The sequence below is a fragment of the Mesorhizobium sp. M7A.F.Ca.CA.004.06.1.1 genome (assembly GCF_003999135.1).
Taxonomy (GTDB): Bacteria; Pseudomonadota; Alphaproteobacteria; order Rhizobiales; family Rhizobiaceae; genus Mesorhizobium.
Genome location: NZ_RZPQ01000007.1, coordinates 1 through 18463, shown reverse-complemented (window position 1 = coordinate 18463; position 18463 = coordinate 1). Strand labels below are relative to the sequence as shown.

Below are 18463 nucleotides of genomic sequence, written 5' to 3'. Positions count from 1 at the left end.
CCACTAGCATTACTGCTCACGAATGTATTCCCAACTGAGTTTTCGCCCTTGGAGGCAAGCAGCGACTCACCAGCAATCGCCGGCCATTAATCCTGGCTAGCATCGACCCCGACGAGGCGAGCCGCGGCGTTGCGGATCGGCATGTCGATGACCGTGATTGCGCCTTCGGCAAGGAAACGACGTTCGTTTCTGGTCAGCGTAGCCGAATCGATCACCGCAAAATGTGGGCCAGTGGAGCGCTTCATCAGCTGTCTGGCATATGTGCGCAGCATCTGATCGTTGAAGCGGCAGCCCACGAAGAAAAAACCCCGGTTGACGCGCCGTTGCTTCACCGCGTCCGGGATCGGCGTCTGGATATCAATTTCGGTTAGGACTTCGACGTAATCGGAATCAGCCACGAGGAAGTTTGCCGCCGGCCTGACGCTGCCGTGCGGCGCATAGAGCACCGTCCTAGCCACTTGTTCGGCCTCGAGTTCTGTTCCTGACAAATCGTAAGTTCTCGTCCAGATGTTACCGATTCCGGTCGCGCGCGTCGTTCCTTGTATCTCGACAACGTCTGTTTGGCCGGCCTCTGCAAGGGCTGCTCGCATGGCGCCATCGTACCAGCTGTCGATGATGACAGACAGTTGAAGGGTTGCGAGCCAGGCGTGAAGAACGGTCGGCTCGGCGGGGGCTGCGAATATCTCCGCCATCCACGCTTGGAGAGTCCGACGATGTCGGCGCTGCTCGATAAACTGCGCGACCGACCACATATTGGTGCGAATCCTGGAAGGGGCAGGCGCCCGCTTGTTGAGGGCCGCGGCGACATCTTCAGGGGTGCAAGGTACAGGGGATTCCGGTGGGTTAAGCTGCAGAAGACCAGGACCGAGATAGGGGATCACTCGATCGGCCTTGAGAGCGCCGTTCAGCAGGTCAATCAGTTTTTTGGCAAAACTGCCCCGGACGACGACGAGATGGTCCCAGCTCAGCATCGTGTTCATACGCGTTTCCTCTCCGCCACTGAACCCACCGGCATCAGGCCCCGTCGGAAATCTTCATCGCCTCGACGGTGATCGGCAAACGCGTGTCGCGCGGAAGGTCGGGCAGCATGAGCCGCCAACCGTTCCTGAGCGTCACGGTCCCGCCCCATAAGTCAGCGTTCTCAATCTCGGTGATCGGCTCTTCGAGATCCTTCTTGGGGACATAAGCCGACAAGCCAGTAGCGGTCCTGCGAATCATTACTTTCATCCGGCTGTTCCCCCGTTGGAAATGCCTTCAGCTCCGCAGGGAACCTCGACTTTGTCGAGGCTAATGAGTTCGCGCGCTCGCATGCCGACGACCGTGCCACGATCGATCCATTCGACCGCATAGATGAAGAATTGCTGGAGAAAGGTTCCAATGTCGCGCACGTAGCCTTCGTCGCCCTTCCGCACGAGGTTTTCGCCGATCTCCTTGCCGGGATAGGTGCCGTCGTTTTTTATGTGGCGTATCGCACGGACCCGCTCACCCTGCATGAACCGTGGCGGTCTGCCGATTTCGACCTCCTGTTCGCGTCTGGACCACATGCTGTCCATTCCTTTCTCGAGGCTTTTGTTGTGGTCGCGGGTTGCAGGCGTCGTCGTGCGGCGAACCCGACCGTTTCGGTAGGAATCAAGCGGGAACGCAGGTTTTCGGTACCGGACAGACCGACACGCATTGCTGCGTATCGAAGGCCTCCTTGCATTCGGTGCACTTGTTTGGATCGATCACATAGGCGTCGCCCTTGAACTTGATCGCTTCCGAAGGACATTCGAACTCGCAGGCCCCGCATTGGGTACATTGGGATGCGATGATCTTTAAAGCCATTCTAACTCCTGGTTATCGGACGAGACGGCTCAGGCCGTCGCCGCTAGTGGTCTGATCCCAAACTCTGCCGCGTAAAGTGCGCTGACTGCGGTCTCGATGTAGTCATGGCCATAGGCGTCGGTTACGCGCAGTCCAACTCGCGAGAGTTGTTCCTTCGGGCGATTTCCGATCTTGGCGCATAGCACTATGTGTATGCCTTCGAGCGCTGCGATGACGCCCTCGAGGATGGCGTCTTCGCCCCCGCCTCCGAGGCAATACCGCTCGACCTTCCGATGCCCGACCAAGCTGATCCCTCTAGGCGAGACTTCATAAACCTGGAATTCCTTCGCGTGGCCGAAGTGTTCGTTGACCCGTCCACCTCCCTTAGTGGCCACCGCAACCAGAAGCGACTTTTCGGAGTCTGTTGCCTTGACCATACCGATGGCCTCGCTCCTCGCCGCCTCATGATCACGGCGCTCGTGTGCGACCACCTGCCGATAGGCCTGACGCTTGCCAGCATCGTAGGCGACATCGTCGGGAATACCGTCCAGCGTGAATTCCTGGCCACGATCTTCACCGAGCAGGCCGACAGCATCTGCCCGGCACTGCCGGCAGTGGCGCATCAACTTGGCGCCACCTTCAAGTCGATCCTGAAGAGCCATCATCTCCGTTGCCGTTGGGCCGCGCTGCCCGATGAGTCCGTAGTGGGTACCGTGCGCCGGGTCCGAAATCAGAGGCATCACGTTGTGCAGAAACGCGCCCCGCTCCCTGACCATTTTGTTCACCTCAAACAGGTGCTGGTCGTTCACTCCAGGAATCATCACCGAGTTGATTTTGGTGAGGATGCCGCGCGCGCTCAGCATCTCCAGGCCCAGCATCTGCCGCGCGTGCAAGATTCGAGCGGCTTCGATGCCGAAGTAGCGGCGATTTTCATAAAAGATCCATGGATAGATCTTCGCGCCGACTTCCGGGTCGACCATGTTGATGGTGATCGTCACGTGATCAACATTCATTTCGGCAAGCTCGGCGACATGGTCCGGCAGCACGAGCCCATTAGTGGAGACGCACAGCTTTATGTCGGGGATTTCCCTGATGACGCGGTCGAACGTTGCCTTCGTTTTCTCCCAATCGTAACAGGCATCCCCCGGCCCAGCGATGCCAAGAACCGAAAGCTGCGGAACTTTGTTGGCAACGGCGATGACCTTGCGTAGCGCTTGGTCGGGCGTCAACTTCTCAGACACAACACCAGGCCGGCTCTCGTTGGCGCAATCGTATTTGCGATTGCAATAGTTGCACTGGACATTGCAAGCCGGCGCGACCGCCACATGCATACGCGCGAAATAATGATGCGCTTCCTCCGAAAAGCAGGGGTGATCCTTGATCCTTTCCCAAATAGCCGGATCCTCTTCGCCCGGGCTGGTCGGCGACGAGCCGTAGGAAGACGATGCGCAGCCACCGGATTTCGCGGCTGCCAGAAGACCCTCGGATGTCGTGCTAGTCGGCCCCTCAATCGAAACTGTCGGTGAGGACATCAAACGGCTCCGTTGCTGGTAACGTCGCGGTTCAAGGTGCAAGAGCCATACCAACTGAAAAAAGCGGCTTCAGTTCACTATTCGGGTCGATATCGCATTGTGTCAGGCCGGCGCGACACAATTTTGTCCTGCTTGCGACAGTGCAAGTCCAAATCCGTTCAGAAGCACGAAGCACTCCTTGTCGCGCACAGGGCGCGCAAGACCACTGGCCTGACGATTGGCTCATCAGGCTCTTAGAAGTTCCTTCACCTCGATACTATGCCGGCGTATCGCCTAGCCGACTTGTCGCAGCTTGAGGCCGAGAATTCGAGCCGCATTAGCCTGAACCCAGCCGGCCTTCTCCATTGTGTCGATCAGCCGTCACGCTTCGTCCGCCGCGGTCCCAGCCCCCGTCCGGCCGTATCGTTAGAATCGCAAGTGGCCATCTCGTGTTCAGGCGGGCGCCGATGCGCCGAACCGGCATCGTGCTGGCCCGTGAGAGCTCGTCGATGACATTGCCACGTTCCGAAAGATTGGTTCCTTCCAGAGGAGAACGCCAAGCACGCAGTTCTCCGGCTCGCGGACGTTGCCGGGGAAATAGCATTGCGAGATCAGCTCAACTGCCGACGGCGCAAAGCCATGGTTCTCCATATTTCAAGGGTAAGCGCTGTGTCCTTCCAGGAGGACCCGCGATCTGTGGGCCTGCCGATTCTGAGGTGGATCGGAGATCGGCTTGTGTCTGAACTTGAACTTACGATTGACCCTGAGCGGCAGCCTCGGCGTTTTCGAGGGTGATCAACGGCGCTGTTGGTCGGCGGCATTGGTCGATGGACGACAAGGCACGGAGTCATCTCCGAGACCCTGGAGCCGACGCGGTGATCTCGGAGGTTGCCCGGCGCTACGGGCTGCGGCCGCGGCGGAACGCTCGCAAGCTTGCGACGTCGGCAGGACAGGCCACTCCCGCCTAGTGGTTTCGGTGGCGCCACCGGAACGACCCGTTGGGCCTACATCCTTGCACCAGAGCTCAAGGCCACGGCCTGAGAATCGGCCGCCGCTCCCCCTACTTGGTTCCTCAGCCGACAGCGCTAAGAAGGAGAGCAACTTCCGTCGGCGCGAGGATCATTGCGTCGTGGCCAGTGGCGAGTTCCTGCCACGCCCAGCCATCCTGCTTCGCGACCCATTCTCGCGCTCCCGCCATCGGCGGGTGGAGTGGATTAGTGCAGACGACATAGGTTCGGGGTCTGCCGTTGCCGAGCGGGTGCTCGAGCTTAAGTCCGCTTTCGTAGGTGCCTGCCGGATGCGGTGTTATCCGGCGCCGCACCCAGTCCGTGAGCGAGTGTCCCTCGGGAGTGCCGAATGCTGTTGGCGGCGGAGTCGGCATGAAGATACCCCGTCCTTCCTCCGCAACCAATTTTCGACGGGCGGCGACGATGTCGGGGGGCATGGTGCTGAATACACTTTGACCGCTCTCGACGATGGCGCCGTCGAGATAAACGAGATGGCTGATATGGTCGGGTATCCGGTCGGCGGCGCCGGTGATGCTGATGCCGCCTAGACTGTGACCGACAAGGATCACATCGCTCAGCTCTTCCGTTACAATGTGGTTGACGATGTCGGTCACGAATGTGTCGGGCGTGATGTCCTTGCACAGCAAACGTGCGCGTTCGCCGACACCTGTCTGGGTAGGCGTGGTCACGTGGCATCCCATCTTGCGAAGATTGGCGGCGACGTCCCGCCAACACCATCCGCCATGCCAGGCACCATGCACTAGCACATACGTCTTTATCATGGATTGTGCCGTTCCATTTGCTCACCGGCCGTTGTGGCTGCCATCCGGCACGATGGCCGGACATTGTCCAAAGGGGCTCGACCACGTTACCGGTGGTAAGTCCGGCACAGGCGCCCCGTGGCCTGAGGATACCCCTACCAAGTCGAGGAAACTTGAATTGCGAAACCCAATATTCACTAGCTCTTTGCAAGTGGATGGAGAGGCTCATGGTGTGCCGCAGTTGCTCGCTGCCGGCATGCTCTTGGCACCGGCTGATCATCCGAACTTGAACAGGACACCAAAGCCGCCGCGCGGATAGTTCCACTCGATGTCGCCGCCTTTCTCGCACAATATCCGGCAGGTGCCGCATTCCATGCAGCCGTCGGCGGTGATCTCGACTTGACCCTTGTCATTCAACTCATAGCATTTCGCCGGACAGACGTAGGTCAACGCAAGCAAGTTCGCGCTTGGCTTGTCGTGCGGTCGCACTATGATATGGGGGCGGCCGGAATCGACCAGATAGCGGTTCTGGTAAAGTTTGTCCTCGACACGAACCTTCGTCACTGCGATCGTCATCTTGTACCCTCTTCAGCGCCATGCCAATGCCAGGCGGACCGCGTCGCTGACCAACCCCCAGCGCGAGCGCGCGTTGATGAAGGCGGCCGTGGTGTTCTTTTCCTTCTCGATCTTCGGCGTGCCGTCGACACGCATGAAGGTCTGAGCGGCATGCGACATCAACCGCGGATAGCTGTCAAAAAAGTTGCTGGAATTGGTGTGGAGTAAGGCTGGCATGTCCTTGTATTTCTTAAGATCCTTGATCACAAAGGAGTCATCCAGCATCGTCTTGTAGAGCGCAAGGTTCGCTTTGGTCATAGGACCGTTGCGGCTTTTGACTTTGATGATCGCCTCAGCCGCGACACGACCCGAGGTCATGGCAAGGTTCGAACCCTCACGGTGAATGGCATTGTTCAGTTGCGCTGCGTCGCCGACGATGACCCAACCGTCGCCGAATAGCTGCGGAATGGCCCTGTAACCACCTTCGGGGATAAGATGGGCGGCATATTCTTTCACCTCCGAGCCAGCGATCAGCGGCCGGATCGAAGGATGGTTTTTCATCGCATCCAGGAGGGCGGACGGGCTCTCCATCGTCGCGGCGAAATCCGAGACCAGGCAGCCGATGCCGAGTGAAATCGACTCCTTATTGGTGTAAAGGAAGCCGAGCCCGGCCATGCTGCGAGAGATCGTGCCCACGGCCTCGATTACGCAGCCTTCATCGCCCTTCACCCCGAACCGCTGGCCAATGACCTCTTCGGGCAAGAAATGCATTTCCTTGACGGCAATCGCCACGGTCTCCGGCTTCGGCATCTCGCGCAGGCCTGCGCGAGTGCCAAGCAATCCCGACACCCCTTCTGCGAGAACGACCACATTCGCGAAGACCACTCCGCCAGCCCGGTCTGTGCGGACGCCGATCACCTTGCCATTGCCATCACGGACGAGTTCCGTCGCGGTCGTCTCACACAGGACCGTCGCGCCAGCCTCGCGCACCTTGCGGGAAAACCATTTGTCGAACTGGGCGCGGATGATCGTGTAGCGGTTGGGTTTCGCCTCATTGAAGTCGTCCGACCGGTAATGAATTCCGGTGTGAGACGTGTCGTCCATCACCCAAAGTCGCTGTTCGACCAGGTGCCGCTCGAGGGGCGCATCATCCCGGAAGTCCGGGATGATCTTCTCCAGCATGTTCGCGTACATTATGGCACCCTGGACGTTCTTAGAGCCCGGATATTCCCCGCGCTCCAACTGCAGTACCTTCAGCCCCTGGCTTGCCAAAGTGTAAGCAGCTGCGTTTCCAGACATGCCGGCTCCGACCACAATGGCATCGAATTGTTCAATCATGTCCTCTCCCTCAACTCGCAAGCTTGTCTCGACTGTGCGGCGACAGCCGCCGGGTGAAGGCTTCCGTCAGTGCGGGCAGGAAGCGGATTGCATCCGTGACGATCCCGAGGTGGGCGAACTCGAAAATCGGCGCGTTCGGATCGGTGTTGATCGCGACGATGAGATCGGCCCCCTCGACCCCAACTCGGTGCTGGATGGCGCCGGAAATTCCGGCCGCGATGTAAAGCTTCGGTCGAATGGTCTTGCCAGTTTGTCCAATCTGTCGATCAGCCGGCATCCAGCCCTTCTGGACCAAGGGGCGCGAACAGCCATGCTCGGCGCCGATCGCTCGGGCAAGATTCTTCACAAGCTGAAGGTTCTCCGCCGCTCCGAGACCGAGGCCTCCCGCAACCACGACATCCGCATAGGCAAGATTTGCCATTGCCGACTGGTTATCCGGTAGGAAGCCGAGGACTTTGGTGACGATATCGTCCTCAACGAGCGACAGCTTGTGCCGCATGACACGCCCGACCGGCTTATCCACCCGTTGCGGCATAGGCATGACCCTTGGTCGCACCGTCGCCATTTGCGGCCGGTAATTTAGTGTATAGATCGTACACAACAATGAGCCACCAAAAGTCGGACGGGTCGCGGCGAGTGAACCGTCGGAATCTACATCAAGTTCGGTGCAGTCGGCCGTGAGCCCCGTCTGCAGGGTCGTCGCTACCGAGCCTGCAAGATCCCTGCCCAGTGTGGTCGCGCCGAGAAGGAGGATTTCGGGTTTATGGGTATTGACCAGATCCGTGAGCGCCTTGGCGAACGGCTCGTTCCGGTAGTCGGCGAGCGGCGGCGCATCGACGATGTAGACAAGATCCGCCCCGTAAGCGAAGGCCTCGGCAACAGCGTCCTCGACCATCTCGCCCGGCGGTCCCAGCACGACGCCCGCGAGCTGGACTTCAAGCTTGTCGGCTAATTTGCGGCCTTCGCCCAGCAGTTCGAATGATACAGGATGCACATTGCCGCGTTCGAGCTCGAGGAAGACCCACACGTGCCGGTAGTCTTTGAAACGGTCGGGAAGTTCTTTCTTTACACCGGCACGGCCGGGGGCAATGCGAGGGGTAGTTTGGCTTGCGGTCGACATTTTCTGCTCCTGGCCGTCACGTGCCGCTGTTGAAGGCCAGCTCATGTTCCAGCGCCGGCCGGCGGGTTAAGATATCGGCGATGAGTTCATCGGCTATGTCCTGCAAGCCCCTTTCCGCGGTGTCGATCTGCGCCGCCCTTTCTGCCCGTGCGGTGGGGGCGAAAACACGCTTGACGACTGTAGGCGAGCCACGCAGACCGCACCGGGTGAGATCGTCAATGCCGGCGTCGGCTGCAGTCCACTTCACGACTTGGCTGCGCGCCGCGCACAGAGCCTGCTGGAGCGAGCCCCGGCGGATTTCGTTGGTGTCTTCCAGCATGGTAATGAGGCAAGGGAGTCTGCTCTTCAGCAACTGGGTGCCGCCTTCGGCGCGACGAGCGACTTCGATCTCTCGCGTATCGAGATCGATGGAGGCAATCTTCGCGACATAGGTAAGTTGCGATAAATCTAGGCGCTTGGCTATGCCCGGTCCGACCTGGGCGGTATCGCCGTCAATCGTCTGCTTGCCGGTGAAGACGATGTCCGGCCTGCCGAAAGTCTCCCCAATTTTTGCGATTGCTTGCGAAAGAGCAAAGGAAGTCGCCAGCGTATCGGATCCGGCAAAATAGCGGTCCGTCAAGAGAACTGCTCGGTCAGCACCGTAACCGAGCGCCTTTCGCAGCGAGTCCTCCGCCATGGGCGGACCCATTGTGAGCACAGTAACCTCGCCACCATGAACGTCGCGCAGTTTGAGCGCTTCTTCGAGGGCGAACAGGTCGTAAGGATTGATGATGGTCGGAACACCCTGACGCATGATCGTGTTCGTCACCGGGTGCACGCGGATCTGTGCCGAATCCGGCACCTGCTTGATGCAGACTACGATATGCATTGGCGGTTTCTCTAAGCTCCCAGTCCGGATTCGTGCTTGGCGGTTCACCTCATTGCCTGCATCGTTCATGCCAAGTCGTCTTCCTGCCTCTATTCCAGAAGGTGGCTTCGTTTGCTTCCGAGGAGGCGTCATGAGGACTGGATTTGTCGACTTCTCGACATTGTCGCGTCGCAGCCGTGTCGGGCTCATTACTTTCCGAACCGCTTCAGTGCAGAGTCGAGCGGGACGAAGGCGCGGCCAGGTGCGGGACATATGTTTGGATCGTGGTCCCTTAGCACCTTGAACACACGTTGCGTGAGCGGCGAGGAAGTCGCGAAATCTTCGTAGGCGCGTTCCAGCTTGGCGCGCACCCGCGCGGCGATTACCTGGTTAGGCAGACCGGAGAAATCTTCTTCGGCAAGGTATTGGCCCACGCGCTTCATGATATGGAGCCGCGAGACATTCATCACTTTCGGGTCGTAGGAGACGTCAAGGCAGGCGAAGAAGTCCTCCGCGGCCGACAGGCCCTTCAGTCGCGCTAGGATATCGGTGCGATCGATCGGGCGGCTATCAGCGGAGCAGTTCATTGTATTCTCCCGGCGCGAAATTGTGGTGTCGATGCATTGGTGACATTGCTGACGGCGTGCCGACCTCTGGCACGGCGGCTGGGCAAGAGACTTGGCGATCTCAAGCTTTTCTGAAGTGGTGAAGGCGACCCCGAGTTTAACTGCTCTCCTTGCGCAGGGTCGTCACGTTGAGGAAGACCTCACGGCTCGTCGGCTATTGTGCCGCTCGGACCCGGGCCGGAATGAAGCTGTTCTGCACCTCGCCCGCACAGTCCAGCACTGGGAACGGCCCGTAGCTTCTCGGTGATCGCAGGCAGGACCTCAAGCACGCGGTCTACGTCATCTTCGCCGTTGTCACGCGACAAGGAGAAGCGGACTGCCCCACATGCCGCGTTCATAGCGATCAGAACATGGCTCGGTTCCAGTGAGCCAGAGGCACAGGCGGACCCGGCGGAACAGGCGATTCCCAGCCGGCTCAGGACAATTGGAATTGCATCGCCTTCGATACCTTCGAATCCAATGTTTGCAGTGTTTGGCAATCGCTCTTGCGGATCGCCGTTGATGGATGTGTTTGGGATGCGCTGGATGATCCCGTTCTCAAGGCGGTCGCGCAACCATTTTATTCGTTTTGTCTCGTCCATGAATTTCAAGGCGAGTTCGGCCGCCATGCCCAGTCCGACTATGCCGGGTGTGTTTTCAGTGCCTGCACGCCGGTCGCGCTCTTGGTGCCCACCCTTGATCATGGAGGAGAAGCGCACGCCACGTCTTACATAAAGCGCGCCTATCCCCTTTGGACCATGCAGCTTGTGGGCGGAGAGCGACAGCATGTCGATCGCGGTCGATTTCAGCTCAATCGGAAGCCTTCCGACCGCCTGCACTGCATCAGTGTGGAAAAGCGCGCCGACTTCCCTGGCTAGATCGGCAAGCTTAACCACGGGAAAGATCGTACCGGTCTCATTGTTCGCCCACATTATCGAGACGATTGCCACTTGTGGGGTGAGGGCGGTTCTGTAGGCGTCCAGGTCGAGCCGGCCGTAGTGATCGACTGGGATAATGTGCACCTTGACGCCGCGCGTCTTCTCAAGGTGCGCGCACAACTTCAGAACGGCCGGATGTTCAACCGCGGAAGTCACTATTTCCGTTCGGTCGGGCATCACCTCCAGCGCCGAAAGGATGGCTGTACTGTCGCTTTCAGTCCCGCCCGAGGTGAAGATGATCTCGTCCTCGAATCCCGCGCCGATGAGGGCTTGCAACTGTTGCCTCGCCTTTCTCACGGCTTCAGCAACCGATGCGCCATAGGCGTGCATGGACGAATGATTGCCAAATTGCTCCGTAAAGAAAGGCAACATCGCTCCAACGACTGCAGGATCAACCCGCGTCGTTGCGTTGTTGTCGAGATAGACAGGGTTCATGGGAGTGATCCTTCAACTGCTGAAATGATTCAAGGGTAGTCGGGCCATTGAACCTCTGGCGCATATCGTATCTGGTAAGGTGGGCGGCCGGGGGAGCGATGGCTTGGCTGACCGGTCGCTGTCGACATTGCCCTTTGGTGGCGGCATCCGCCGGGAATTCAGCTGTTTCGGGCAATTTTGTTTGCTTGCCCACGGCAACGATCGATGATCGCGATTTGGTGCATCACCGAACGCAATTGTTCCGGGCCGACAGTGCGTGTCGGCCGGTTCCAGAGCGCCGGCGGTTACCGGTTCGACGCAGTATTCCTTGGCGTCGCTATAGTCGAACATAGCCTGTTCCCTCGCAATCATTTGCAGGACTTGCCGCAGCCGCACGTCTCACGCGCATTGGGGTTATCGAAAACAAAGCCGGATGTTTCGAGCCCAGTGACGAAGTCCACGGTCATGCCGGCGGCATGGGGTTGGGAGCCTCTATCCATGAACACCTTGAGCCCATCTCGCTCGATGATCGCATCGCCCTCACGTGAGACGCTCTCCAGGCCCATTGAGTATTGGAAGCCGGCGCAGCCGCCGGCATGGACCATGATGCGAAATCCTTCCGCCGGCTCGCTGGCGCGGTAAAGAGCGGCCTTGATGGCGGCAACAGCGTTGTCGGTGAGCGTAATCATGGCTCGATTTCTCCTCGGTCCGGCGTTTTCGTGGATCATCTCGCATGGACCGTGCCAAAGGGAAGACGTGTCAAAAACCGTAGGACATCCCGACGTCTCTTATGCTCGATTGCTGGGGAGACGTCCGACAACCGACACTTACTGTCGGGTTTGTCGCGTCCGCGTCACAGGAAGGGCGCCTGAGTTCGCGATGCACTCACGCGTAAAGCAATGAACAGAGCCAAAGATGTTCAGAGCTTGCCGCGGAGCAACTGGCACGATTTTTGTGAAGCCTTCGTTGCGGCGGCAAAATTGCCGGCCGATTCACCTTTGGGTTGCCCTCGCAATCGAAGAACGAAGGAAAGCAATATGATCCATCAGACCCGCCTTGGTGGGAAAGCAGCACCGCCGGTGGTACCCGAATGCTCGATCGGCCGATTGGCGCCGACCACCCAACAATCGCTCGCTACCGGCGATTGGCCGCTGACCGCCCGGAGACAGGATTCGACTGGCATGTGCCTGACGATCGATCGCGTCCGCCGTGCACATCCCTGAGGCCCGTTTTTCGATCGATCGTCAAAAGAAGAACGGGGCAGGGGTAAAAACATGGATCAGCGCAAGAAGCGGTCGCCCAACGAAATCCGGCGTGCGTGGGAAGTCTGTCCGAACATTCCCGCGCGTGATTTCGCCGCCCAATTGGCCATTTCGGAAGCGGAACTGGTCGCGGCCCATTGCGGTTTCGGCGCGGCACGCATCGACCCGCGCGTCAATCACCTTCTGACGGGCCTCGAATTCGTGGGCGAAGTGACGGCGCTGACCCGCAATCAAGGTGCCGTGCACGAAAAGATTGGCGTCTTCAACAGAGTGATAACCGGCAACAATCACGCCATGGTCCTTGGTGACGAATTCGACCTTCGCGTCTTCCCGCAGGCTTGGAGGTATGGTTTCGCTGTTGAAAGGCGCCATCGCGGCGGAATCCAGCGCAGTTTGCAATTCTTCGACGCCGCCGGCGCAGCAGTGCATAAGGTGCATCTCAGGCCGGTCTCCAACCTTCATGCCTATCGAAAGCTGGTGGCCGAGCTCGTATCCGCCAACCAGGAGCCGACCATGTCGCTTAAGGCGAGAGTAGCCGACCTGGGCGCGAGGACTGCGGACTGGGCCGGCACGGTGGACGACCTACGCGAGTACTGGAGCCGGCTGACTGACGTCAACCTTCTAAAGACGCTCAAGCTCAGCCGCTGCCAGGCTTTGCGCATGGTCGGCCAGGATTACGCTTGGCTGCTCGACAATGCCGCAGTTGGCGCCGTGCTCCAGCGTGCGGCCGAAGACGAATTGCCGATCATGTGCTTCGTCGGCAACCGAGGTTCTATCCAGACCCATTCCGGCTTAATCAAGTCGGTCAAGCAGATCGGGCCGTGCATCCATGTGCTGGACGAAACGTTCCGGCTGCATCTCAGGACCCACCAAATCCGTGAGGTTTGGGCCGTGCGCAAGCCGACCAATGACAGTCACGTCACCTCGCTCGAAGCATATGGGTCCGACGGCAAGATCATCATCCAGTTGTTCGGTGCGCGCAAGGAAGGCGAACGCGAGCGCGACGACTGGCGGGTTCTGGCGGAAAACCTGCCTCGTTTCCCCGACAGCTACATGAGAAAAGACCGATCGTCGTCGGTGGGACGCCGGCGCCCATCTGCCTCCGCAGCCAGTAGCCGGGCATTGAAGCCGAGACCGGGGACACGATGACGCAATAAGCGCGCTGTATTATCGCAACGCGATGAGCAGGAAGCAATTTGGCGCTGCCCCATCGACCGCATGGTTACGACGAAGCCGCGGCCTTTGGGCCGAGCTCAGAGGTGACAATAGCGTGAACGCCGCCGACCGTCACTCCCCACCAGGCGGTCAGGTTTTGCGGTTCGGGCCGAGCAAAAATACTGTCAAGACAGCGAGGAACGTGGCAACCGCGCTGTAGACAAAGACACTGGCAATACCCGTGTGATCCACCAATAGGCCACCGCAAGTTGTGCCGGCTGCGATGGCCACTTGGAAGGTTATGACCATCAGTACACCAGCGCTCTCGGCCTGTTTCGGAGCGGCGCGTAGCACCATCCATGTCTGCAATCCGACCGGGACCGCGCCAAAAGCAAAGCCCCATACGGCAACTGCAATTGCCGAGGTCAAGGCCGATGCTCTCATGGTCAGGAGCGAGACAGCGGCTACGGCAATGAGCAGGGGCGGCAGGGCCGCGACCGCCTTGAGACTGTGTTTGGTGAGGAATGCGCCGGCTAAATTGCCGAAGACGCCGGCCGTGCCAAAAGCAAGGAACACGAGCGGGATTGACTTCTTGTCGAGCGCAGGAACGCTCTCGAGAAAGGCGCGGATGTAGGCGAAGCTGGCAAAATGGCCGGAAGCGACCAATAGCACGACTAGCACCGCAACCTTCATCGCCGGATTCTTCGCGACATCCAGCGGACTGCGGAATCTGCGCACTTCGATCGGAGGCAGTGGCGGAATGGTTACGAGTTGCACGAGCAGCGCAACGGCACTCACGATTGCGGCGACCTTGAACGAGGCTCGCCATCCCCAAATGTCACCGACATAAGCGCCGATTGGAGCCGCGCAGACGGAGGCGACAGAAACGCCGGTGAGGATGACCGACATGGCGCGCGGCATGAGGTGACTTGGAACCAGCCGCATCGCCAACGCTGCCGAAATTGACCAAAAACCACCAAGCGATATGCCAAGGACGACGCGTGCCGCCAGCAAAACCGGCAGCGACCCCGCAACCTCCGCCAGAACGTTCGACAGGATCAGCAGGAGCGTCATCGCCCAGATGACGACCCTGCGGTCCAGACGCTTTGTCACGATGGCGATTATCGGTGCCGAGATCGCCGCGACGATTGCGGCCGCTGTTAGCGCCTGTCCAGCCGTGCCCGTGGTGATACGGAGATCATGCGCGAGCGGTGTCAGAACGCTGGCGGGCAGAAACTCTGCCGTCACAAGCCCGAAGGTGCCGAAGGAAAGCGAAATGATGGCACCCCATGCAGGGCCAGAACGTTGATAGGGACTTTCTGGGTCAAGCCGATCTCGGTCGAACAAAGCCGCGTCCACTAAATCTGTCGCCGATTCGGTCATGAATGAGTTCTCCGGCTAGGAGCTGTTGCAGCAGGGGTGGCTACATCGCCGGGGATCAAAGCCGCGAGACCTTCCGGCGGCGGCCAGTCGGCATCAGTCGAGGCCTCGGAGCCCGACGCATCCGAGGCCTCATCGGAGGGCCGACGGACCCAACCGTCGACAATGCGGGAGAGTTCTCGGCGCGGTCGCATCGATCGCATTCGTCGAAGTGCGGTCTGTTCACTGCGAACCAAGCAAGCCGAACGCGGTGTCCTCGATCGAGGCCTTGATGGGGGGATGATCGACGATCTCTATATTGCTTTGAAGCAGGAAGTTCCGTCGCCATATGTGGTTATCCTGGCAGCCAGAATTGAGCGGTTGTCGCAAGCACCAAGGCGGTCGCAATGAGTGCAACGAGGCGGAAGTCTGATCGATGGCTGCGGTTCGATGGCCGCGCGATCGACAAAATTGAGGTGATGAGTTATCCCTTTTGAAGCCGTTGCTCCCAATTCTGGGATAAGGTAATTGCAGGCGGTCCCAGCAACGTCGGGCGGCCTTTTTGGTGATCGAATTCATGGGACGACACTCTCGGTCCGTGACGCATCTGCGAATGACTCCGCAAGTTCCGTGCCATCAACGACAAATCTGGCTCTGCTGAGCGGGTGGTGGAGGCACGAGCGTGGGCTATCCCAAGAGCTTGCCGCAAGGTTGTTCGAAGTTGAGGTGCCGGATAGACCGCAAATATGTCGGGCGGCCTGGGGTTGGCCAACACGAAGATGCGCAAGTTCAAAAGGACGAGCTGAACCCTTGCCGATATCCATCCGAGGCTGATCTGGAGAAGGTCAAGAACTGCGTCTTGAAGGCTTCCGCCGCACCGGCAAATGCTAAGCCAAGGTGCTGGGCAAGATGGACAGGGCCATCCAACCCGTCGACTGGACGCTCATTAATGGCGTCGGTGTGGCTCTGTAGCTGGCGAGAAAAACGCCCTGCTGAAAGACAAAAGCTCGTGTGGCCGGCTCTGAAGGACGGCCAATGAGGCATGCGAGGAGAGGCTATAGTCCATTCGTGTAGACTGATCTTGTCCTACGGAGGCGGCTAACCACCCCGCCAGACATCATCGAGGGGAGCGCCACTAGGCTCACCCCAAGTGTTGGTCGTTTCCACCTGGTGACCTCGGCCAAGTCACCAAGCCGCTTAGCGCAAGCTTTCGAACTGGATGCTCCCCGGGCACATGATCGGCTAGCGATCCCACCAGTTGAGTTGCTCCAAGTCGCTGTCTAGCATTCTACATTCTGTGTCCGACGCTGGACAAGAATGTTGCAATCCCGACCAGCAAGTCAGCGCAGGCGCCACCTGTTGCCCAGCAAACGGCAAGGATTATCGAAAGACGAATTCGGCACGGAGCTTGCACCGACGATTGCATGCAAATGCCGACAGCATCTCATGAACGGTCTCTCGATTCTGGCGCGGTTAAATCGCGGCCGGTTCCAGATCATGTCCCGCCCGAAATGGTGAGGGACTTCAACCTGTTTACGTCGCCCGGCATGTTGCCGACGGCTAACGGGGATCCGCATGCAGCGGTTGCTTGCGTTCATGCCGGGCCTCCGATCTTTTATTCAACCAGCAACACGCGCGACGGTCGGGGTACCTGGGTCATCACTCGCGCGAGCGACCAGCGCCGGGTGCTGCAGGACACCGAAACGTTTTCCAGCCATCGCAGCATCTTCGCCTCTGTGCTCGGCGAGAGCTGGCCGATGATCCCGCTTGAGCTCGATCCGCCATTCCACGGTGTTTTTCGCTCACTGCTCAATCCGCTGCTTTCGCCAAAGCGGGTAATGGCATTGGAGCCGGCTGTCCGGGAACGAGCGATCAAGCTGATCGACAGGATCGCCGCATCAGGCACGAGCTGCGACATCATGAAGGATTTTGCAGTTCCGTTCGCGGTCAATATCTTCCTTCGCTTTATTGGGCTTTCGGACAACGGACTAGAAACATTTGTCGGCTGGGCTAGAGATCTGCTCCACGGCGATAAGGAGCAACGACCACCCGCAGCCCGGACGATCGTGGCCTTCATCGACGAACTTGCCACCGAGCGCCGCAAGGAGCCGGTCGATGATTTCATGACCTTCATCGTGAAGGCAAAGGTCGAGGGTCGTCTGCTCAGTGACGAAGAAGTCCGTGGCATCGGCGTGCTTGTGTTCGTCGCGGGACTCGACACGGTCTCAGCAGCCATATGCTTCGACTTGGCCCATCTCGCGCGCAACCCCAAAGATCAGGAATTGCTACGAAGCGAACCTGACCGGATTGCCGTCGCTGCGGAAGAATTGCTGCGCGCCTATTCGACCATTCAGATGATCCGAGTGGCAACGAAGGATGTCGACTTCAAAGGCGCGCCGATCCGCAAGGGAGATTATGTTTCCTGTGCCACGATGATTGCCAATCGTGACCCGGCGGAATTCGAATGCCCGAATGAGATCGATCTGGCGCGCGAGGACAACCGGCACGCTGCCTTTGGCTATGGTCCCCATCGTTGTCTTGGCTCACACCTTGCCCGGCGGGAGATTGTCATTGGCCTGGAGGAGTGGCTGGCGCGCATCCCAGCCTTTCGGATCAAGACAGGGACTGAACCTATCACCTTCGGCGGCCATGTGTTCGGGATCGAGAATCTGATCCTGGAATGGTCCTGAAGTTTCAGCCAACGACATTGGAGTTCGCTATGCGTGTCGTCGTACATAAAGCCAGATGCCAGGGTCATGCGCGCTGCTGGGCGCGGGCGCCGAGAGTCTTCAAGCTTGATGACGCCGGCTACATCTTGCCCGGTGATATTGATGTTGCCGATGGGGAGCAACTGCTTGCCTCAAAAGGGGTACGAGCCTGCCCCGAACAAGCTCTGGAAGTTGACGAGCCCCCCGCTAACTCAGTTGTAGAGAGAGACACACGCAAAGTGCAGACTGGCATCGGGAAGGACAAAACAATCATACAATTCGCGACAGACCCTGTCGACCACGCGAAAATTACCGAACTGCGTGACCGAGAGGCGATCCGCAACTGCCTGTATCGGTACTGCCGCGGGATAGACCGCGCCGATGAGGCGGCGCTGCGTAGCGCATACTGGCCCGAAGCGTATGACAGGCACGGTCCCTATTGCGGACCGGCAGAGGACTTCATCCAATTTGCTCTCGGTCTGCCGGGGCACCGTAACATCCATCAAATCACGAACAGCCTGATCGACTTCATCAGTTCAGCAGAGGCCGCGGTCGAGAGCTATTTCACCGCGCTGCAACGCGGACCGGATACAGACCAAGAAATACGTCAGACGCTGCTTTGCGGCCGTTACTGCGATCTGTTTCAGAAGAGGCAGGACGAGTGGCGAATTGCGGAACGGACAGTCGTCTACGATTGGGTTGAGGAGCAAATCCCGCCAGCGATTCTTGAGGCAGATAGGTTCGGCCGGCGACAGCCGATTGGAGCACCACATCCAGACGATCCCATCTACCAGTTGCTCAAGGGTCACATCCCCACCGACCAAGATGGCGTCGAGGGTCCCCAACTGGGAGCTGCATAAGTGGGTAGGAATGGAGGATGAGCGCCCTACGGGAACGACATCTGTGTGGGGCCGCGACTGGCGGTCACTGCAACGATTTGGCTCGGCCCTTCATTCCGCCCAAGGTTGATGGGCTGAGATCACAAGCGGTCATCGTGGAGAAGCTCTCGTGAAACTGGCAGCACGCACCGTAATCATCACAGGCGCTGCGGGCGGGATCGGCCGTGCCCTGGTCGATATC

17 protein-coding genes and 3 pseudogenes are annotated in these 18463 nt (G+C 59.2%); 5 read left to right on the top strand and 15 right to left on the bottom strand.

Features of this window, described 5'->3' with window-relative positions; genetic code table 11:
* Positions 1 to 86: 86 nt before the first annotated feature.
* From EN906_RS01470 to EN906_RS01400, 14 genes and pseudogenes are all read right to left on the bottom strand, one after another.
* Complete coding sequence (locus EN906_RS01470; RefSeq protein WP_024505229.1) at positions 87 to 980, bottom strand: SIR2 family protein; 894 nt, start codon at positions 978 to 980, stop codon at positions 87 to 89.
* A gap of 34 nt (positions 981 to 1014) precedes the next feature.
* Entirely contained in the window at positions 1015 to 1227 is a 213-nt protein-coding gene (nifT, locus tag EN906_RS01465) for a putative nitrogen fixation protein NifT (protein WP_024505230.1), read from the bottom strand.
* Complete coding sequence (locus tag EN906_RS01460; protein WP_024505231.1) at positions 1224 to 1544, bottom strand: nitrogen fixation protein NifZ; 321 nt, start codon at positions 1542 to 1544, stop codon at positions 1224 to 1226. Before EN906_RS01460 ends, nifT begins: the two co-directional genes overlap by 4 nt.
* Positions 1545 to 1629: 85 nt before the next feature.
* Positions 1630 to 1824 (bottom strand): 4Fe-4S binding protein, encoded by a 195-nt coding sequence (locus EN906_RS01455; RefSeq protein WP_024505232.1) that lies wholly within the window; start codon positions 1822 to 1824, stop codon positions 1630 to 1632.
* A gap of 29 nt (positions 1825 to 1853) precedes the next feature.
* Positions 1854 to 3335, bottom strand: coding sequence for a nitrogenase cofactor biosynthesis protein NifB (nifB, locus tag EN906_RS01450; protein WP_063169393.1), 1482 nt, complete (start codon positions 3333 to 3335; stop codon positions 1854 to 1856).
* A gap of 273 nt (positions 3336 to 3608) precedes the next feature.
* Positions 3609 to 3695: pseudogene (locus tag EN906_RS01445) on the bottom strand (helix-turn-helix domain-containing protein); the annotation flags it as partial.
* 691 nt (positions 3696 to 4386) lie between these two features.
* On the bottom strand, positions 4387 to 5103 hold the full coding sequence (locus EN906_RS01435; RefSeq protein ID WP_063169392.1) for an alpha/beta fold hydrolase: 717 nt from the start codon (positions 5101 to 5103) through the stop codon (positions 4387 to 4389).
* A 255-nt stretch (positions 5104 to 5358) separates the two neighbouring features.
* The gene (locus EN906_RS01430; protein ID WP_024505235.1) at positions 5359 to 5658 is read right to left on the bottom strand and encodes a ferredoxin family protein; all 300 of its coding nucleotides are present in this window, start codon (positions 5656 to 5658) and stop codon (positions 5359 to 5361) included.
* Positions 5659 to 5670: 12 nt separating this feature from the next.
* Positions 5671 to 6975: an FAD-binding protein gene (locus EN906_RS01425; protein WP_063169391.1), complete on the bottom strand. Its 1305-nt coding sequence runs from the start codon at positions 6973 to 6975 to the stop codon at positions 5671 to 5673.
* Positions 6976 to 6985: 10 nt separating this feature from the next.
* Positions 6986 to 8095: an electron transfer flavoprotein subunit alpha/FixB family protein gene (locus EN906_RS01420; RefSeq protein WP_024505237.1), complete on the bottom strand. Its 1110-nt coding sequence runs from the start codon at positions 8093 to 8095 to the stop codon at positions 6986 to 6988.
* Between the two features lie 16 nt (positions 8096 to 8111).
* Positions 8112 to 8963, bottom strand: coding sequence for an electron transfer flavoprotein subunit beta/FixA family protein (locus EN906_RS01415; protein WP_063169390.1), 852 nt, complete (start codon positions 8961 to 8963; stop codon positions 8112 to 8114).
* 188 nt (positions 8964 to 9151) lie between these two features.
* A complete protein-coding gene (gene nifW / locus EN906_RS01410; protein ID WP_063169389.1) occupies positions 9152 to 9529 on the bottom strand; it encodes a nitrogenase stabilizing/protective protein NifW in 378 nt (125 codons plus the stop codon).
* Positions 9530 to 9708: 179 nt separating this feature from the next.
* Entirely contained in the window at positions 9709 to 10920 is a 1212-nt protein-coding gene (gene nifS, locus EN906_RS01405; protein ID WP_063169388.1) for a cysteine desulfurase NifS, read from the bottom strand.
* Between the two features lie 347 nt (positions 10921 to 11267).
* Positions 11268 to 11588, bottom strand: coding sequence for an iron-sulfur cluster assembly accessory protein (locus EN906_RS01400; RefSeq protein ID WP_029356570.1), 321 nt, complete (start codon positions 11586 to 11588; stop codon positions 11268 to 11270).
* Positions 11589 to 11798: 210 nt separating this feature from the next.
* Here EN906_RS01400 and EN906_RS01395 point away from each other — a divergent pair, with 210 nt between their 5' ends.
* Positions 11799 to 12122, top strand: coding sequence for a hypothetical protein (locus EN906_RS01395; protein WP_126066777.1), 324 nt, complete (start codon positions 11799 to 11801; stop codon positions 12120 to 12122).
* Positions 12123 to 12173: 51 nt separating this feature from the next.
* Positions 12174 to 13205, top strand: a pseudogene (locus EN906_RS01390) (ChuX/HutX family heme-like substrate-binding protein); the annotation flags it as partial.
* 261 nt (positions 13206 to 13466) lie between these two features.
* Here the strand turns inward: EN906_RS01390 and EN906_RS01385 are convergent.
* Positions 13467 to 14699: an MFS transporter gene (locus EN906_RS01385; RefSeq protein ID WP_063169386.1), complete on the bottom strand. Its 1233-nt coding sequence runs from the start codon at positions 14697 to 14699 to the stop codon at positions 13467 to 13469.
* A gap of 1487 nt (positions 14700 to 16186) precedes the next feature.
* Between EN906_RS01385 and EN906_RS01380 the strand changes: the two genes are divergently transcribed.
* The 3 genes and pseudogenes from EN906_RS01380 (at position 16187) to EN906_RS01375 (ending at position 18243) form a co-directional block, all read left to right on the top strand.
* Complete coding sequence (locus EN906_RS01380; protein WP_063169385.1) at positions 16187 to 17365, top strand: cytochrome P450; 1179 nt, start codon at positions 16187 to 16189, stop codon at positions 17363 to 17365.
* Positions 17356 to 17517 (top strand): annotated as a pseudogene (locus EN906_RS37985) (ferredoxin); the annotation flags it as partial. The gene EN906_RS01380 and the pseudogene EN906_RS37985, both read left to right, overlap by 10 nt.
* Positions 17518 to 17655: 138 nt before the next feature.
* Positions 17656 to 18243 (top strand): nuclear transport factor 2 family protein, encoded by a 588-nt coding sequence (locus tag EN906_RS01375; RefSeq protein ID WP_050580531.1) that lies wholly within the window; start codon positions 17656 to 17658, stop codon positions 18241 to 18243.
* The last annotated feature ends 220 nt before the right edge of the window (positions 18244 to 18463 follow it).

Excerpts from the sequence above, each read along its gene's own strand:
- nifB (WP_063169393.1), bottom strand. The coding sequence starts at position 3,335 with ATGTCCTCACCGACAGTTTCGATTGAGGGGCCGACTAGCACGACATCC.
- nifW (WP_063169389.1), bottom strand. The coding sequence starts at position 9,529 with ATGAACTGCTCCGCTGATAGCCGCCCGATCGATCGCACCGATATCCTA.
- EN906_RS01415 (WP_063169390.1), bottom strand. The coding sequence starts at position 8,963 with ATGCATATCGTAGTCTGCATCAAGCAGGTGCCGGATTCGGCACAGATC.
- EN906_RS01400 (WP_029356570.1), bottom strand. The coding sequence starts at position 11,588 with ATGATTACGCTCACCGACAACGCTGTTGCCGCCATCAAGGCCGCTCTT.
- EN906_RS01470 (WP_024505229.1), bottom strand. The coding sequence starts at position 980 with ATGAACACGATGCTGAGCTGGGACCATCTCGTCGTCGTCCGGGGCAGT.
- EN906_RS01385 (WP_063169386.1), bottom strand. The coding sequence starts at position 14,699 with ATGACCGAATCGGCGACAGATTTAGTGGACGCGGCTTTGTTCGACCGA.
- nifS (WP_063169388.1), bottom strand. The coding sequence starts at position 10,920 with ATGAACCCTGTCTATCTCGACAACAACGCAACGACGCGGGTTGATCCT.
- EN906_RS01395 (WP_126066777.1), top strand. The coding sequence starts at position 11,799 with ATGAACAGAGCCAAAGATGTTCAGAGCTTGCCGCGGAGCAACTGGCAC.
- EN906_RS01425 (WP_063169391.1), bottom strand. The coding sequence starts at position 6,975 with ATGATTGAACAATTCGATGCCATTGTGGTCGGAGCCGGCATGTCTGGA.
- EN906_RS01460 (WP_024505231.1), bottom strand. The coding sequence starts at position 1,544 with ATGTGGTCCAGACGCGAACAGGAGGTCGAAATCGGCAGACCGCCACGG.
- nifT (WP_024505230.1), bottom strand. The coding sequence starts at position 1,227 with ATGAAAGTAATGATTCGCAGGACCGCTACTGGCTTGTCGGCTTATGTC.
- EN906_RS01430 (WP_024505235.1), bottom strand. The coding sequence starts at position 5,658 with ATGACGATCGCAGTGACGAAGGTTCGTGTCGAGGACAAACTTTACCAG.
- EN906_RS01420 (WP_024505237.1), bottom strand. The coding sequence starts at position 8,095 with ATGTCGACCGCAAGCCAAACTACCCCTCGCATTGCCCCCGGCCGTGCC.
- EN906_RS01435 (WP_063169392.1), bottom strand. The coding sequence starts at position 5,103 with ATGATAAAGACGTATGTGCTAGTGCATGGTGCCTGGCATGGCGGATGG.
- EN906_RS01455 (WP_024505232.1), bottom strand. The coding sequence starts at position 1,824 with ATGGCTTTAAAGATCATCGCATCCCAATGTACCCAATGCGGGGCCTGC.
- EN906_RS01380 (WP_063169385.1), top strand. The coding sequence starts at position 16,187 with ATGGTGAGGGACTTCAACCTGTTTACGTCGCCCGGCATGTTGCCGACG.